Below are 14,708 nucleotides of genomic sequence, written 5' to 3'. Positions count from 1 at the left end.
CGGGTGCATTGCAAACCGGCCTGCTGTAGAGGATGCTGGCTTTAGCCTCTATCTGCGGAGAATCACAATAATGCAGAGCAACCCATTCACCCAGCATGCCCGGCAAGTGCACACGGTCGCCCATGGCGGGCGTGTCGAAGGCGGCAGCGACCCGTCCATTGCCCGCTCCTGGCTGCGCTGCCTGGAGGACTACCACCTGGATCCGGCGCTGGCCGAAGCACCGGTGGTCCTGGAGCATGGCCGCCTGTTGGAAAGCCGCGAACGCATGCGCCAGGTGCTGCAAATCGCCGATCAGGAAATGAACAGCCTGCACCAGCAGCTTTCCGGTGCTGGCCATGCGGTGCTGCTGACCGATGCCCGCGGGGTGATCCTCAACTGCGTCACCGCCCCCACCGAACGGCGCAGCTTCGAACAGGCCGGGCTGTGGCTGGGCGCTGACTGGAGCGAGGCGCGAGAGGGCACCAACGGCATCGGCACGTGCCTGGTCGAACGTCAGGCGCTGACCATCCACCAGCACGAACACTTTCGTGGGCGGCATACGGGGCTGACCTGCTCGGCCAGCCCGGTGTTCGACCCTCAGGGGCATTTGCTGGCCGTGCTGGACGTGTCTTCAGCGCGGCCCGACGTTTCGCGCCAAAGCGAATTCCACACCATGGCCATGGTGACCCTGTCGGCCAAGATGATCGAAAGCTGCTATTTCATGCGCCAGTTCGAGCATCACTGGCTGCTGCGTTTTCACCTGCAGGCCGAATCGGTCGGGCTGTTCAGCGAGGGGCTGCTGGCGGTCGACGGCGATGGCCGTATCTGCGCGGCCAACCAGAGTGCGCTGAACCTGCTGGGCCGCGTGCGCGCCGATGTGCAAGGGCAGACCCTGGAGCAGTTTTTCGCCTGCACCCACGACGAGCTGTTCAGCCGTGCCATGCCCGATGGCAGCGCAGCCTGGCCGCTGCTGACCCTGGACGGGCGGCAGGTGTTCGCCAGCCTGCGTGGCCAGGCACGTACGCCGGTCTGGACCGTGCCCGCCGGGCATTCGCGCCGCGTCGTCCGGCAGCCACCGCAGGTCTGCCTGCTGGACCCTGCGCTGCAACAGGATTTTCGCCGCAGTGTGCGGGTGTTCGAGCGCAATGTGCCGCTGTTGCTCAGCGGCGAGACAGGTTGCGGCAAGGAAGCCTTCGCCCAGGCCGTGCATCAGGCCAGCGAGCGTCGGGACAAGCCATTCGTGGCCATCAACTGCGCGTCCATCCCCGAGAGCCTGATCGAAAGCGAGTTGTTCGGCTATCGGGCCGGCAGCTTTACCGGGGCACGCAAGGAAGGCATGCGCGGCAAGTTGCTGCAGGCCGACGGCGGCACCTTGTTGCTGGACGAGATCGGCGACATGCCGCTGGATCTGCAAACACGGCTGCTGCGCGTGCTCGAAGAGCGGCAGGTGGTGCCAATCGGCGGCGAGCCGCAGGCCGTGGATGTTCGCATCATCAGTGCCACCCACCGGGACCTGCTGCAACGGGTTGCCCAGGGTACGTTCCGTGAAGATCTTTATTACCGCCTCAACGGGCTTGAAGTGGCTTTGCCTGCCGTGCGCGAGCGCAGCGACAAAGCGCAGTTGCTGGACTTGCTGCTGCGCCAGGAAACCCAAGGCCAGTTGATTGAACTCGAGCCCCAGGCGCGTGAGGTACTGCTGGACTACCCCTGGCCTGGTAACGTGCGGCAGATGCGCAACGTGCTGCGCACCCTGGCAGCCCTGTGCGACGAGGGCCGCGTCACGCTGGCAGACCTGCCTGCCGTGGTGCGCACGGCGCGTCGCCAAGACGCAGCGCCAGTGGCCACGGCGGTCTTGCCGGATGAGGGTTCACCGGTACCTGAGAGCAACACCGCATTGGAGACGGCCGAACGCCAGGCACTGCTGGCCGTTCTCGAGGCCCGGCATTGGCAGCTCACCCGGGTCGCCGAGCACCTGGGCATCAGCCGTAACACGCTGTATCGCAAACTGCGCAAGCATGGCATCACCCGGCCCGACTGACGAAACAGCGGGTGCGATTTGTCGCGCCCTGGGCTACCCTGCCTCGATGTTTTGCGAGGTCGACCATGCATATTCACATTCTCGGTATTTGCGGCACTTTCATGGGTTCGCTGGCGGTGCTGGCCAAGGAACTTGGCCACCGCGTCACCGGATCGGACGCCAACGTCTATCCGCCGATGAGCACCCAGCTCCAGGCCCAGGGCATCGAGCTGACCCAGGGTTATGACCCTGCTCAGCTGGAGCCGGCTCCCGATCTGGTGGTCATTGGCAACGCCATGTCCCGTGGCAACCCGGCGGTGGAGCATGTGCTCAACAAGGGCCTGCCCTATGTGTCGGGCCCGCAATGGCTGGCCGACCATGTGCTGCAGGGCCGCTGGGTGTTGGCAGTCGCCGGCACCCATGGCAAGACCACCACCAGCAGCATGCTGGCCTGGGTGCTTGAGCATGCCGGCATGAGCCCTGGCTTCCTGATCGGTGGGGTGCCGCAGAATTTCTCCGTATCGGCGCGGTTGGGTGATACGCCGTTCTTCGTGGTCGAAGCGGACGAGTACGACAGTGCCTTCTTCGACAAGCGCTCGAAGTTCGTGCATTACCACCCGCGCACGGCGATCCTGAACAACCTGGAATTCGACCACGCGGACATTTTCCCTGACCTTGCTGCCATCGAGCGACAATTTCATCACCTGGTACGCACCATCCCCAGCGAAGGCCTGGTGATCCATCCCACGTCCGAACACGCGCTGGCGCGGGTCATCGACATGGGCTGCTGGACGCCCGTGCAGACAACAGGCGACGGCGGGCAGTGGCAGGCACGCCTGCTCAGCCCGGATGGGTCGCGCTTCGAGGTGCTGTTCGACGGGCACGTGCAGGGCGTGGTGGATTGGGCGCTGACCGGTCAGCACAACGTGGCCAATGCCTTGGCGACCCTGGCGGCCGCCCGTCACGTTGGCGTGGCACCGGCGATGGGTATCGAAGGCCTCAGTGCGTTCAAAAGCGTCAAGCGGCGCATGGAAAAGGTCGCCGAAGTGCAAGGCGTGACCATCTTCGATGATTTCGCCCATCACCCCACGGCCATTGCCACCACCCTGGACGGCCTGCGCAAGCGCGTGGGTGATGCACCGGTGATTGCCGTCATCGAGCCGCGCTCCAATTCGATGAAACTGGGCGCACATCGCGATGGCCTGCCTGAGAGCGTCAACGATGCTGACCAGGTGATCTGGTACGCCCCGGCCAACCTGGGGTGGGACCTGGCAGCCACGGCCGCGCAATGCAAGGTGCCCAGCGTAGTGGCCGACAGCCTCGAGGCGATCATCGAGCAGGTCAAGCGCCAGGCGCGGCCAGGTACCCAGGTGGTGATCATGAGCAACGGTGGCTTTGGCGGCCTGCACGGCAAGCTGGCCGAGGCGCTCAAGTGAGCGGGCCGGAACGCATTACCCTGGCGATGACCGGGGCATCGGGTGCGCAGTATGGCCTGCGCTTGCTCGATTGCCTGGTGCGCGAAGATCGGGAGGTGCACTTTCTGATTTCCAAGGCCGCACAGCTGGTCATGGCGACCGAAACCGACGTACTCCTGCCTGCCAAACCGCAGGCGATGCAGGCGTTCCTGACCGAATACACTGGCGCTGCCGATGGGCAGATTCGGGTGTATGGCAAGGAAGACTGGATGTCGCCCGTGGCGTCGGGTTCCGGCGCACCAGCGGCCATGGTGGTGGTGCCGTGTTCTACCGGCACGCTGTCGGCGATTGCCACGGGTGCGTGCAACAACCTGATCGAACGGGCTGCCGATGTCACCCTCAAGGAGCGTCGGCAGTTGATCCTGGTGCCTCGTGAGGCGCCGTTTTCCACCATTCACCTTGAAAACATGCTCAAGCTGTCGCAGATGGGTGCGGTGATGCTACCGGCCTCGCCTGGTTTTTATCATCAGCCACAGACCATCGACGATCTGGTCGACTTCGTGGTGGCGCGCATCCTCAACCTGCTGAACATCCCACAGGACATGCTGCCGCGTTGGGGTGAGCATCATTATGGGGTGGATGATTGAAAAGAGGGCTGGCCGGTACGCTGGCTGTGTTGATGCTCGGTGGCTGCGCCACGGTACGCACCCTGGATGGCACCAAGCCAGGGGCGCCGGTGGTGTATGCAGGCACCCGTCTGGATTGGTATGCGATCAGCGGTGGCTGTTGCCCCCAGGCGCGCTTCGGCGTCGAGGCTCCCCGGTTCGCCTCCCTCGATCTGCCGGTCAGTTTTCTTCTCGATACCTTGTTACTGCCGTTGACCCTGCCAGCTGCCGCCGGCATTTACTATCACGGCAGCGGCGGCTTTTGAGTGCTGCATGCAGCCGCTAGCAACCCGGCAGCGGCTCAGTTTTTCCCCAGCTTGCGCAACTCGTCCGACTCCACGATCCGGATGCCGTCCTCTTCCTCCAGCGCCAGGCGCCACAGCGCTCGTGCCAATGTGCAGGCCTCAATACCCCGGTACTTGCCAGGCATCAGCTTGGAAAAGGGAGCGGCCAGGGTTTCGGTGAGCCTTGGCTCGGTGCGTTCTCCCAGCAACAGCGACGGGCGGACGATGGTCAGTTGAGGCCAGTCCTGGGCTTTGAGGGCTTCTTCCATCTCGCCTTTGACGCGGTTGTAGAAGATCGAGGATGTCGGGTCGGCGCCCACGGCACTGATCACCAGCAAGTGCCTGGCCCCCATCTCACGGGCTCGCTTGCTGAAGGCCACTACCATGTCCAGGTCCACGGCTTTGAATGCGGACTCCGAGCCTGCCTGCTTCAATGTCGTGCCCAGGCAGCAATACGCGATGTCTACGCGGCCCTCCAGCTGGGGCAAAAATACAGCCGGATCGCCTACGGGGTTATCCAGATGGGGATGTTCTGCCAAAGGGCGGCGTGTAGGCGCCAGCACGCGGGTGATGGTGGGCTCATTGAGCAGGCGGTCGAGCAGGTGCTCGCCAGTCAGGCCGGTCGCTCCGGCAAGCAGGACATGCTGAGGCGTCAAGTACATGATGTCTCTCCCTTGTTACACACAAGCTTAGTGGCTGCGCGGCGTTTTTGCCTGTGCCCCTACCGCTGCCTGTGTCGTATTGCGCAAGGCTTCTTCGGCCTGGTTCCGGCGTAGGCGCTGCCAGTGCTCCAGCACGTTTGGCGGTGCCCACAGCTGCGGCTCGGACGCTTCGAAGCCTTCGTTTCGTTCACGTTCGGCAACATGGGTACGCGCCAGTTCAAACGCCTGTTTCAGGTCGTCCGTCTGATTCAGGGCCTGGGCGAAAAGGGCGTCGCCAAAGTAGGTGAAGTCGGCTTCTTCCGAGCAACCGAAGGACACCCGGTCGGCTCGGGCGGCTGTCATGAGCAGCGTGCGCGAATCTTTCAGGGCATCGATGTAGCCACCGGAATAACACGCGGAAATGACGATGACCTTGTCTCGATTTTTCAAGGGGGCCAATGCATCGGCCAACTCGTCGGCGGAAATATCGGCCAACTGCAGGCGTGGTTGATCGAGGACCAGTTGGTGGTCCTGGCTACCGTGGCTGGTGAGGTAGATGAACAGCAGGTCTTCCGGGCCGCTGCGCTCGGCCAGGGTGCTGGCGGCTCGGGTGATGCTCTGCCGCGTGGCCATGGGGCGCGTCGCCATGAAGTCACGATGGTTGACCAGCGTGACCTGGCCTTTGGCACCGAAGCGTACCTTCAGCAGGTTGCTCACGTAATCGGCTTCGCGCAGAAAAACGCTCTGCTGCCCGTCGCCCCCCACCACCAGGCTGTACAGCTCGATTGCCGGCTGGGACCGGGGCACGGTGGCCAAGGCTTCCTTGAGCAAGCGCCCTTGATTGAGCAGTGCCATATCGAGCGGGTCCGGCAGCAAGGTGCCACGCTCATCGCGAACCCGAACGCCATTGGCCCAGGTACCGCTTTGTACCTTGCCGTCAGCCAGTGTCAGGCGCCCTTGCCCGTGGTAGGCATCATCGAGCATATGGCCCACGTACTGACTGCCATCAGCCAGTTGCAGGCTGCCCTGGCCCGACATGCGCCAGTCGAGGAAAGTCCCCTTGTAATGGCTGCCGTCGCTGCCCAGCATTTCGCCTTCGCCGTTGAGCGAACCGTCCTTGAACTGGCCGATCCACACATCGCCTTCGGCGTTTTCGTAGCGCCCGCGGCCTTCGAGGCGGTTGTCCTTGAACTCGCCGATGTACTGCTCGCCTTCGACACTGTCGTAGGTGCCAGTGCCTTGCAGTTGGCCGTCCACGAACCTGCCGCTGAACTGATTACCGCTAGCATCGCTGCGCACGCCGGCGCCGTTGGGCTTGCCCTTGGCGAACAGGCCCCGGTAGCGACTGCCGTCGGCCAACTCCAGTTCGCCTGCCCCTTCGTAGAGGTCGTCCTTGAACTGCCCGCGGTAGGTTTGCCCAGTCTGCTTGAGGGTGCCTTCGCCATCGCGCCGGCCATGGCGGAAGGTGCCCGCATAGTGGCTACCTGGTGTGGTCAGGTCCCCAAGCCCTTCGAACAGGCCGGCGACGAACTGGCCGCGGTAGACTTCGCCGTTCTGCCCGTGCCATTCCCCCTGGCCGTGCCATTGGCCATCCTTGAAACCGCCGGCATACCAGCTGCCATTGGGGTAGTCGATACGGCCCTGGCCCTGCAGCAAGCCGTCGACGACCTGGCCTCGGTAGCGACCGCCGTCTGGCAGACGGGCATCGGGTGGGCTCAGGGATTCGCCATCACCACAGGCAGCGAGCAACAGGAGCAGGGTCAGGGGAAGCAGTGGACGCATGGCGAGGACCGGGCAGTGAGTGCGCCGATTATGACTCAGATCGAGCGCCTGAAACAGCGAGTGGCGGGTGGGGCGAGGGGGCTTTGCGCCCCGTTTGCAAGCGATGGGGCCTCGGGTAGGGGCGGCCTGATCAGGCCGCCCCAGGGGAACTTCGATACCGTGCGCCTAGCGACCCAATCCCGGCGACACGATGATCTTCACGTTTTCCTCCTTGTTGTTCACCAGTTCCTCGAACCCCAGTTCGACGATCTGCTCCAGCCCGATGCGGCCGGTCACCAGCGGGCGTATATCCAACCGACCGTCGGCGATGAAGGCGATCACGTCGGCGAACTCGCCGTTATAGGCCAGCGCACCGATCACCTGCTTCTCGGTGGACACCAGTTCGAAGAAGTTGAATTCGCTCGGCTCCTCGAAAATTCCCACCATCACGCACTTGCCGGCCTTGCGAAGGGTGTCGATGGCCAGCTTGGCCGTGTGCTTGTTGCCGATGCACTCGAAGCTCACGTCAGCCCCCAGCCCGGCGGTGAGCGCACGAATCTCGGCCAACGCATCGCACTGGTTGGGGTCCAGGACCACGCTGGCGCCCACTTCCAATGCCTTGGCTTTGCGCGCCGAAGACATCTCCAGGGCGATCACCCGCGCCGCGCCTGCCGCCTTGGCGCACATGATGGTGCACAGTCCGATGGTACCGGCGCCCACCACCACCACGGTCTGGCCCAGCAGGCTGCCTGCTTTTTTGACCGCGTGCATGCCGACCGCCAGCGGTTCGATCAGGGCCCCTGCCTCGGCCGGGAAACCGGGCGGCAGCCGGTAGAGCAGATTGGCCGGCACATTGACCCGCTCGGCGAAGGCGCCATTGTTCATCAAGCCTGTGAACGCCAGGCGCTCACAGATGTTGTACATCCCGTGGGTACAGTAATAACAGGTGCCACAGTGCTGGCAGGCATCTGCCGCCACCGGATCGCCCACGGCATAGCCCTCGACGCCTGCGCCGAGCTTGGCGATCCGGCCGCAGAACTCGTGGCCGAGGATGCATTGGCCCTGAATACCGGTCAGCGGGTGTGGCGCGTCGACCGGGATGAAGACCGGTCCGGCCACGTATTCGTGCAGGTCCGAGCCGCAGATGCCGCACCAGTCCACCTGGATCTGCACCCACCCAGGTGCAGGGTCGGCCGGCAGGGGCACCTGCTCGACCCGGATGTCGTTGCGCCCGTGCCAGACCGCCGCGCGCATGTGTGGATTGCTCAAGTCGTTCATAGGAATCTCCAGAAGCCGGGAAGGGTCAATGGCTGCGCATGAAAGCGAGCAGGTGCTGGTTGACCGTGTCGGCGGCCTCCATCTGCACCATGTGGCCAGCTTCCGGCACGACGACCACCTGGGCCTCCAGACCCTGGGCATGACTGGCCGGAATGATCGCGTCCTTCTCGCCCCAGATCACCAGGGCCGGGTGCTGGCCCAGGACGCTGCGCAGGTCGTGGCGTTGCCGGTCGCCGTCGGCCAGGGCCGAGGCCAGCACCTGCAGCGCCTGGTCTACGCCCTCCAGGCGCTTGAACTTGAGCATGTCTTCGAGCAGTTGCCGCGTGACCAAGGCCGGATCGGCGAACAGTTGCACCATCTGCGGCTTGAGGGCGTTGCGGCTACTGGCCGCGACGAACCCTTGCAGGTACTGCCCATTGATGGCCTCGCCCAGACCCGCGCTGGCGATCAGGCCAAGGCTGGCCACCCGGTGCGGTGCCAGGCGCGCAAGGCCCAGGCAAACCGCGCCGCCCATGGAGTGACCGACCAGGTGAGCACGTGGAATGTCCAGGTGATCGAGCAGGGCCAGCACCGTTTCGCTCAGTTCCTCCAGGTCACCGCGCTGCAAGGCTTTGGCCGACTCGCCATGGCCCGGCAGGTCGAGGGCGATTACCCGTCGCTCGGCGGCCAGGGCAGGGTGGTTGAACAGCCAGTTGTTGAGGTCGCCGCCAAAGCCATGTACCAGCACCAAGGGCGTCCCGCCTTCGCCCAATTCGAACCAGCGCAACAAGCGCCCCTTCACCTCGGCTTTCTGCGGCGCCGGGCCTTGGGCCTGGTCGGTGCTACCGTCGGCCACGAACTCGGCCTGAAAGCGCTGTACCACAGCGTCGATGTCGGCGTCGTCGGCTTCGCCTTCTACCACCACGGCCAACAGCGCGCCCACCGGCAGGGTCTCGTCCGGCCTGGCCACCAGGCGGCGCAGCACGCCACTGAACGGCGCCTCGACGCTGCTGCTGATCTTGTCCGTCTCCACGTCCAGCACTTCGTCGCCCTTGGTGATGACGTCGCCTTCCTGCTTGAGCCAGGTGTCCACCCGGCCTTCGGTCATCGACAAGCCCCATTTGGGCATGGTCAGGGTATGGATCTGGCTCATGCGGCGCTCCTTGCAGCATCGATAACGGTGCGCACGGCTGTTTCGATTTTGGCAGCGTCGGGGATATACAGGTCTTCCAGAGCGTCGGAAAACGGAACGGGCGTATGCGGCGCCGTCACCATTTCGATGGGCCCTTTCAGCGCACCGAATGCCTTCTGCGCAACCAGGGCGCTGATGTCCGTGGCCATCGAGCACCGGGGGTTGGCTTCGTCGATCACCACCAGGCGCCCGGTCTTTTCGACACTTTCAAGGATGCTGTCTTCGTCCAGCGGGCTGGTGGTGCGCAGGTCCAGGACTTCGCAGTCGATGCCCTGGCGGGCCAGGTTGTTGGCGGCTTCCATGGCCACATGCACCATGCGGCCATACGTCACCAGGGTGACATCGCTGCCATCGCGCAGGTAATTGGCTTCGCCGAACGGCACCGTGTACACCTCCTCCGGTACTTCGCCCTGCATGCCGTACAGCAGCTTGTGCTCGCAGAAGATCACCGGGTCGTTGTCGCGGATGGCCTGGATCAGCAGGCCCTTGGCGTCGTAAGGCGAGGACGGGCACACCACCTTCAGGCCCGGGATGTGCGTCCACAGCGAGGTGAGCATCTGCGAATGCTGGGCCGCGGCACGCAGCCCGGCGCCGTACATGGTGCGCATGACCAGCGGGGTCACGGCCTTGCCGCCGAACATGTAACGAAACTTGGCCGCCTGATTGAGGATCTGGTCCAGGCAGCAGCCGGCGAAGTCGACGAACATCAGTTCGCAGACTGGGCGCAGGCCCTGGGTGGCCGCACCGACGGCGGCGCCTACGTAGCCGATCTCCGAGAGCGGCGCATCCAGTACGCGGCCTGGAAACTGGTGATACAGGCCCTTGGTCACGCCCAGCACGCCACCCCAGGCATCGTCTTCGCCAGGCGCGCCTGCACCGCCGGCCACATCCTCACCAATGATGAACACGGTATCGTCACGGCGCATTTCCTGGGCCAGGGCTTCGTTGATGGCCTGCTGGTAACTGATCTTTCTTGCCATGGTGGTTCTCCTGTTGTTCTTGTTTTGAGCGGCTCAGGGATAGGCGACGTAGACGTCGGTGAGCAGGTCGGCAGGTTGTGGCTTGGGGTCGGACTTGGCGCGTTGCACGGCATCCTCGATCAGGTCCTCGACGCGGGCATCGATGCTGTCCAGTTGGCCTGCTTCGAGCAGGCCCGCGCGCACGGTCTTGTCGCGGAACTGCAGCAGGCAGTCGCGGGTTTCGCGCAGGTTCTTCACTTCATCGGGGGCGCGGTAGGTTTGCGCATCGCCCTCGAAGTGGCCGTAGTAGCGGCTGAGCTTGACCTCGATCAGCGACGGCCCCTGGCCGGCACGTGCGCGCTCGATGGCGGCACCGGCGGCCTCGTGAACCGCGAAGAAATCGAAGCCGTCGATGGTGACCCCTGGCATGCCGAAGCCGGCGGCGCGGTCGGCTATGTGATCGCAGGCCACTGACCAGTTGGACGCGGTGGCTTCGGCATAACCGTTGTTCTCGGCGACGAAGATGCACGGCAGGTTCATGATCGCAGCCATGTTCATGGCTTCGAACACTGCGCCTTCATTGGAGGCGCCATCGCCGAAGAAGACCACGGACACATCGTCGCGACCCTTGAGCTTGGCTGCCAGCGCAGCGCCTGCCACCAAAGGTGCGCCAGCGCCGACGATACCGTTGGCGCCGAGCATGCCCTTGCCCAGGTCGGCAATGTGCATCGAGCCGCCCTTGCCGCCGCAGACTCCGGTCTTCTTGCCGTAGATCTCGGCCATCATGCCGTACACATCCACGCCCTTGGCGATGCAGTGGCCATGGCCGCGATGGTTGGAGGCAATGCAATCGCTGTCGCGCAGGTGGGCCATCACCCCCGCAGCGCTGGCCTCTTCACCGGCGTAAAGGTGAACGAAGCCGGGTATTTCGCCTGTGGCGAACTCGACGTGCAGGCGTTCTTCGAAGGCACGAATGGTGCGCATCACTTCATAGGCATGCAGCAGTTGTGCGGAACTCGGTTGATTGGACATCTTGTTGTTCTCCGGGGTTGTCTCAACGGGTCGCGGGGTGCAGCGGGTGGCCCAGGGGTACAGCCAGCAGACGATGCTGGGCGGCATGCGTGAGCACTGCCTGCACGTCCACACTCAACGGGCCCAGGTGATCGAGGGTGATGGTGGGGGTGTCATGGGCGCAGAATTCGATTTCCCGCTCGCCGTCCAGGGCCAAGGTGCCCTGGACGAGGGCAGGGCGGTACGGTTCGTCGGGCGCCATGTGGCCGGAGGCGGTGATGCCGCAGCCTTGCAGCACGCCAGGGGCCACAGGGGCCAGCAGCGCCTGCCCGGCGTTCTCGTCCAAGCGCACCCAGGCGCCGTGGGGCGCTTGCCGCGAGACCGGATTCCACAGGCCGCACAGTGCCGACAAGCCGATGGCGTGGGGCTCGGCGAAGCAGGCGAAGATTTCGCTCAGGTCTTCGCTGCGGCTCAGCGCCCGCGCGCCGATGAAACGCTGGGGCGACACCGCTACCTCCACCAGCGCCCATTCGCTCAGTTGCTGCTGGGGCACCCTGACCAGCAAGCGTTTGTTGCGGCGCAGGCCGATGGAGGTTGGCACCTTGCCGCCGACGATCAGGCCGCCTGCAAGCCCCGCGCTGGTCGCTTCGCGCAGCTCCGGGAAGGCGTTGTTGGTGCCGGTGGACAAGGTCAGCAGGGGTACGTCGCCAGCTTCTGCCGCCACGGCCTTGTGGGTACCGTCGCCCCCCAGCACAGCGATCAGCGACACCCCCCGCGCGACCATGTTGCGCGTGGCAAGCCGGGTGTCGCTGACGGTCTGGGTCAGCGGCAGGTCGAGTATCTCGAGGGCAGGCCAGTGCTGATCGCGCGCCATCGGCCCGGCGCAGGCCTTGACCACGGCAGCGGCGATGCCGGTCATGTCGCTGGGCATCAGCACGTGGCCGACACCCGTGGCGCCGAATGCGGCGAGCAGGCGGGCGATGGCGGCGGCCTTGTCGGTGCTGGAGTACAAGCCGGCAGTGGCGGTCAGGCGACGCAGGTCTCGGCCTGAAGCAGGGTTGGCAATGATGCCGACCAGTGGGGCGGGTAGCGGCATGGCGCACCTCGTGTTCTTGTTTGCAAGGACCAGAGCAAGCGCGGTGCCAGCTTTGCACGAAACCCCGCAAAGGTCCGTCGCAGAGGCCTTGCATGGTCTTTACCGCTGCCAGGCGGGCTACCGTGCTGAGACGCCAGGTGCCGGCCTGGGCGTTGTGCGGCGAGACGTTGAGACGCTGCGTCTCAACCACACCTTTGATCACACCGTGCTTGTCCAGGCCTGCGCGCAGGCGCTTAATGGCTGCACAACCACAAGAACAGCAACGAGAACCGGAGGGCCTGAATGCTTGCCGCGAACTCCCGCGCTCACGTCGACTGCGTCAGCAGGGTACTGAAGAACGCCGACCGTCTGCCCCAGGCGCCAGTACCGCCGTTGATCCTCGATTCCTGGCGTCGCTCCATGGAGCTGTACCGTCTCGATCCCGCCTCCGAGCAAGGGCCGCGTATTCTTTCCCAGGCGCTGCTCAATGAATGCCGAGAGCGCTCGGAGCTGTTCCTGCGCATTGCCGGGGACGCCGTGGCGCGCCTGCACGAACAGGTGCGTGAGGCCGACTACTGCGTGCTACTGACCGATGCACAGGGCCGCACCATCGATTACCGGGTCGAATCGACCATTCGCACTGACTGCCGCAAGGCCGGTCTGTACCTGGGCACCTGCTGGTCGGAGGGGGAGGAGGGTACCTGCGGGGTAGCGGCAGTACTGACCACCAAGGCACCGGTCACCGTGCACAAGCGCGATCACTTTCGCGCTGCCTTCATCGGCCTGACCTGTAGCGCGGCGCCTGTTTTCGACCCCTTTGGCGAGTTGCTGGGGGTGCTGGACGTCTCTGCCCTGCGCTCGCCCGACGACCGCCGCAGCCAGCACCTGATCCGGCAACTGGTCGAGCAGACCGCACGCGAAATCGAAAACGCCTTTTTCATGCACAGCGCCCAGGGCCACTGGGTGATGCGTGCCCACGGCACACCAGGTTATGTGGAAAGCCAGCCTGACTACCTGCTGGCCTGGGACGCCGACGGCCGCCTGCAGGCGATGAACAGCCTGACACGGCAACGCCTGATGCAACGCCTGGGGCGCTTGCCTGCGCACATTGGTGAGCTGTTCGACCAGGCGCAATTGCGACGTGTCAGCAACGCGTCGGCGCAACGTCTGCCAGGGTTGGGCGAGCTGTATGGCCGGGTCAGCGCCCCACAGCGCAAGCCGCCGGTCGAGCCTTTGCTGCAAGGCCTGGACCGACGCATCGAACAACATTTGCGCCTGGCCACGCGGGTCAAGGATTGTAACCTTGCCGTGCTGGTGCAGGGCGAGACGGGTACAGGCAAGGAAGTCTTCGCCCGCCAGCTGCACCAGCAAAGCAAGCGCGGCAACGGCCCGTTCGTCACGCTCAACTGCGCCGCCATCCCCGAGAACCTGATCGAGAGCGAGCTGTTTGGTTATGTTGCGGGAGCCTTCACCGGGGCGTCGAGCAAGGGTATGCAAGGGCTTGTACACCAGGCCGATGGCGGCACGCTGTTTCTGGACGAGATTGGCGACATGCCACTGAGCCTGCAGACCCGCCTGTTGCGGGTACTGGCCGAGGGTGAGGTAGCACCTTTGGGGGCTGCGCGGCGCCAGCGCGTGGACATTCAGGTGATCTGCGCTACGCACCGCGACCTGGCGGCGAGGGTGGAGCAGGGGCAGTTTCGTGAGGACTTGTATTTTCGCCTGGCCAACGCCCGCTTCGCGTTGCCGGCGCTGCGCGAGCGCGAAGACCGGCTGGGGCTCATTCACCAGTTGCTGGCCGAAGAGGCCGATGCGTGTGGGGTGAGCGTGGCGCTGGCCGACGATGCCTTGCAGGCATTGCTGGAGTATCGCTGGCCGGGGAACCTGCGCCAGTTGCGGCAGGTGTTGCGTTATGCCTGCGCCGTGAACGAGGGAGGGCAGTTGCGCCTGCTTGACCTGCCGGAGGAGGTTCGTGGGCAGGAGGTTGGCCGGGTAACGAGCGAGGCGTCCTGCCCGGCGCGGCAACGGTTGCTGGATGCGTTGATTCGCCATCGCTGGAAGCCCGCCGAGGCTGCCCAGGCGTTGGGTATTTCGCGTGCGACGCTGTATCGCCGGGTGCACGAGCACCGCATCGAGATGCCTCGTATGAAGGGGTAGAGTCGCAGCTGCGCTTGTTGTAGCTTCTGCCCGCGCGACAGTTCAGGCACCGCTGATCGCGACTTCAGGGGGGGCCTTTCTACACAGAACCTGCGTTCGGACTCCTGCGGTCTTCAGATCGAACATACAAGCCAGATCATTAATTCACGCCAGTCAGAGAGGGTCACGGGGATGCGCAGATTGCTCTGCTAGGTCGGACTTGGCCACAAGCACCCTGAGGGCCGCATCAGCCATTGATCGAGCCCAAACAGGCAATAAAAAACCCCGGAGCCAGTCCGGGGTTCTTGTACTTCAC

Annotated in this window: 12 protein-coding genes; 5 read left to right on the top strand and 7 right to left on the bottom strand. The window is 64.6% G+C overall.

Annotated elements, in window-relative coordinates; all coding sequences use genetic code 11:
• Positions 1–70 precede the first annotated feature (70 nt).
• The 4 genes from ACF8GB_RS21855 to ACF8GB_RS21840 all read left to right on the top strand — a co-directional run bounded on the left by ACF8GB_RS21855 (position 71) and on the right by ACF8GB_RS21840 (position 4,342).
• Positions 71–2,017, top strand: coding sequence for a sigma-54-dependent Fis family transcriptional regulator (locus tag ACF8GB_RS21855; protein ID WP_058639682.1), 1,947 nt, complete (start codon positions 71–73; stop codon positions 2,015–2,017).
• 65 nt (positions 2,018–2,082) lie between these two features.
• Positions 2,083–3,432, top strand: a complete 1,350-nt coding sequence (gene mpl / locus ACF8GB_RS21850) for a UDP-N-acetylmuramate:L-alanyl-gamma-D-glutamyl-meso-diaminopimelate ligase (RefSeq protein WP_058639681.1) — start codon at positions 2,083–2,085, stop codon at positions 3,430–3,432.
• Positions 3,429–4,058: a flavin prenyltransferase UbiX gene (ubiX, locus tag ACF8GB_RS21845; protein ID WP_058605303.1), complete on the top strand. Its 630-nt coding sequence runs from the start codon at positions 3,429–3,431 to the stop codon at positions 4,056–4,058. The genes mpl and ubiX overlap by 4 nt, the downstream gene beginning before the upstream one ends.
• On the top strand, positions 4,055–4,342 hold the full coding sequence (locus ACF8GB_RS21840; protein WP_392527632.1) for a YceK/YidQ family lipoprotein: 288 nt from the start codon (positions 4,055–4,057) through the stop codon (positions 4,340–4,342). The genes ubiX and ACF8GB_RS21840 overlap by 4 nt, the downstream gene beginning before the upstream one ends.
• 35 nt (positions 4,343–4,377) lie before the next feature.
• Here the strand turns inward: ACF8GB_RS21840 and ACF8GB_RS21835 are convergent, their stop codons facing one another.
• From ACF8GB_RS21835 to ACF8GB_RS21805, 7 genes are all read right to left on the bottom strand, one after another.
• Positions 4,378–5,022, bottom strand: a complete 645-nt coding sequence (locus ACF8GB_RS21835) for an oxidoreductase (RefSeq protein ID WP_058605301.1) — start codon at positions 5,020–5,022, stop codon at positions 4,378–4,380.
• A 27-nt stretch (positions 5,023–5,049) separates the two neighbouring features.
• Entirely contained in the window at positions 5,050–6,783 is a 1,734-nt protein-coding gene (locus ACF8GB_RS21830) for a C13 family peptidase (RefSeq protein WP_078479177.1), read from the bottom strand.
• Between the two features lie 165 nt (positions 6,784–6,948).
• A complete protein-coding gene (locus tag ACF8GB_RS21825) occupies positions 6,949–8,016 on the bottom strand; it encodes a 2,3-butanediol dehydrogenase (protein WP_228385201.1) in 1,068 nt (355 codons plus the stop codon).
• Between the two features lie 49 nt (positions 8,017–8,065).
• A complete protein-coding gene (locus ACF8GB_RS21820; protein WP_182140550.1) occupies positions 8,066–9,172 on the bottom strand; it encodes an acetoin dehydrogenase dihydrolipoyllysine-residue acetyltransferase subunit in 1,107 nt (368 codons plus the stop codon).
• Positions 9,169–10,191 carry an alpha-ketoacid dehydrogenase subunit beta gene (locus ACF8GB_RS21815; protein WP_058639423.1) on the bottom strand — a complete coding sequence of 341 codons (1,023 nt, stop codon included), beginning with the start codon at positions 10,189–10,191 and terminating at the stop codon, positions 9,169–9,171. The genes ACF8GB_RS21820 and ACF8GB_RS21815 overlap by 4 nt, the downstream gene beginning before the upstream one ends.
• Before the next feature lie 33 nt (positions 10,192–10,224).
• Positions 10,225–11,202: a thiamine pyrophosphate-dependent dehydrogenase E1 component subunit alpha gene (locus ACF8GB_RS21810; RefSeq protein WP_145256290.1), complete on the bottom strand. Its 978-nt coding sequence runs from the start codon at positions 11,200–11,202 to the stop codon at positions 10,225–10,227.
• Between the two features lie 22 nt (positions 11,203–11,224).
• Entirely contained in the window at positions 11,225–12,277 is a 1,053-nt protein-coding gene (locus ACF8GB_RS21805; RefSeq protein WP_058639422.1) for an NAD(+)/NADH kinase, read from the bottom strand.
• A gap of 282 nt (positions 12,278–12,559) precedes the next feature.
• Between ACF8GB_RS21805 and ACF8GB_RS21800 the strand changes: the two genes are divergently transcribed.
• Positions 12,560–14,413, top strand: coding sequence for a sigma-54-dependent Fis family transcriptional regulator (locus ACF8GB_RS21800; RefSeq protein ID WP_058639421.1), 1,854 nt, complete (start codon positions 12,560–12,562; stop codon positions 14,411–14,413).
• The last annotated feature ends 295 nt before the right edge of the window (positions 14,414–14,708 follow it).

It is taken from the genome of Pseudomonas sp. xss_4, from assembly GCF_043104125.1.
In the GTDB taxonomy this organism is placed as follows: domain Bacteria; phylum Pseudomonadota; class Gammaproteobacteria; order Pseudomonadales; family Pseudomonadaceae; genus Aquipseudomonas; species Aquipseudomonas parafulva_B.
Note: the sequence above shows the minus strand (reverse complement) of the source record. Positions and strands in the feature narration are given on the sequence as shown.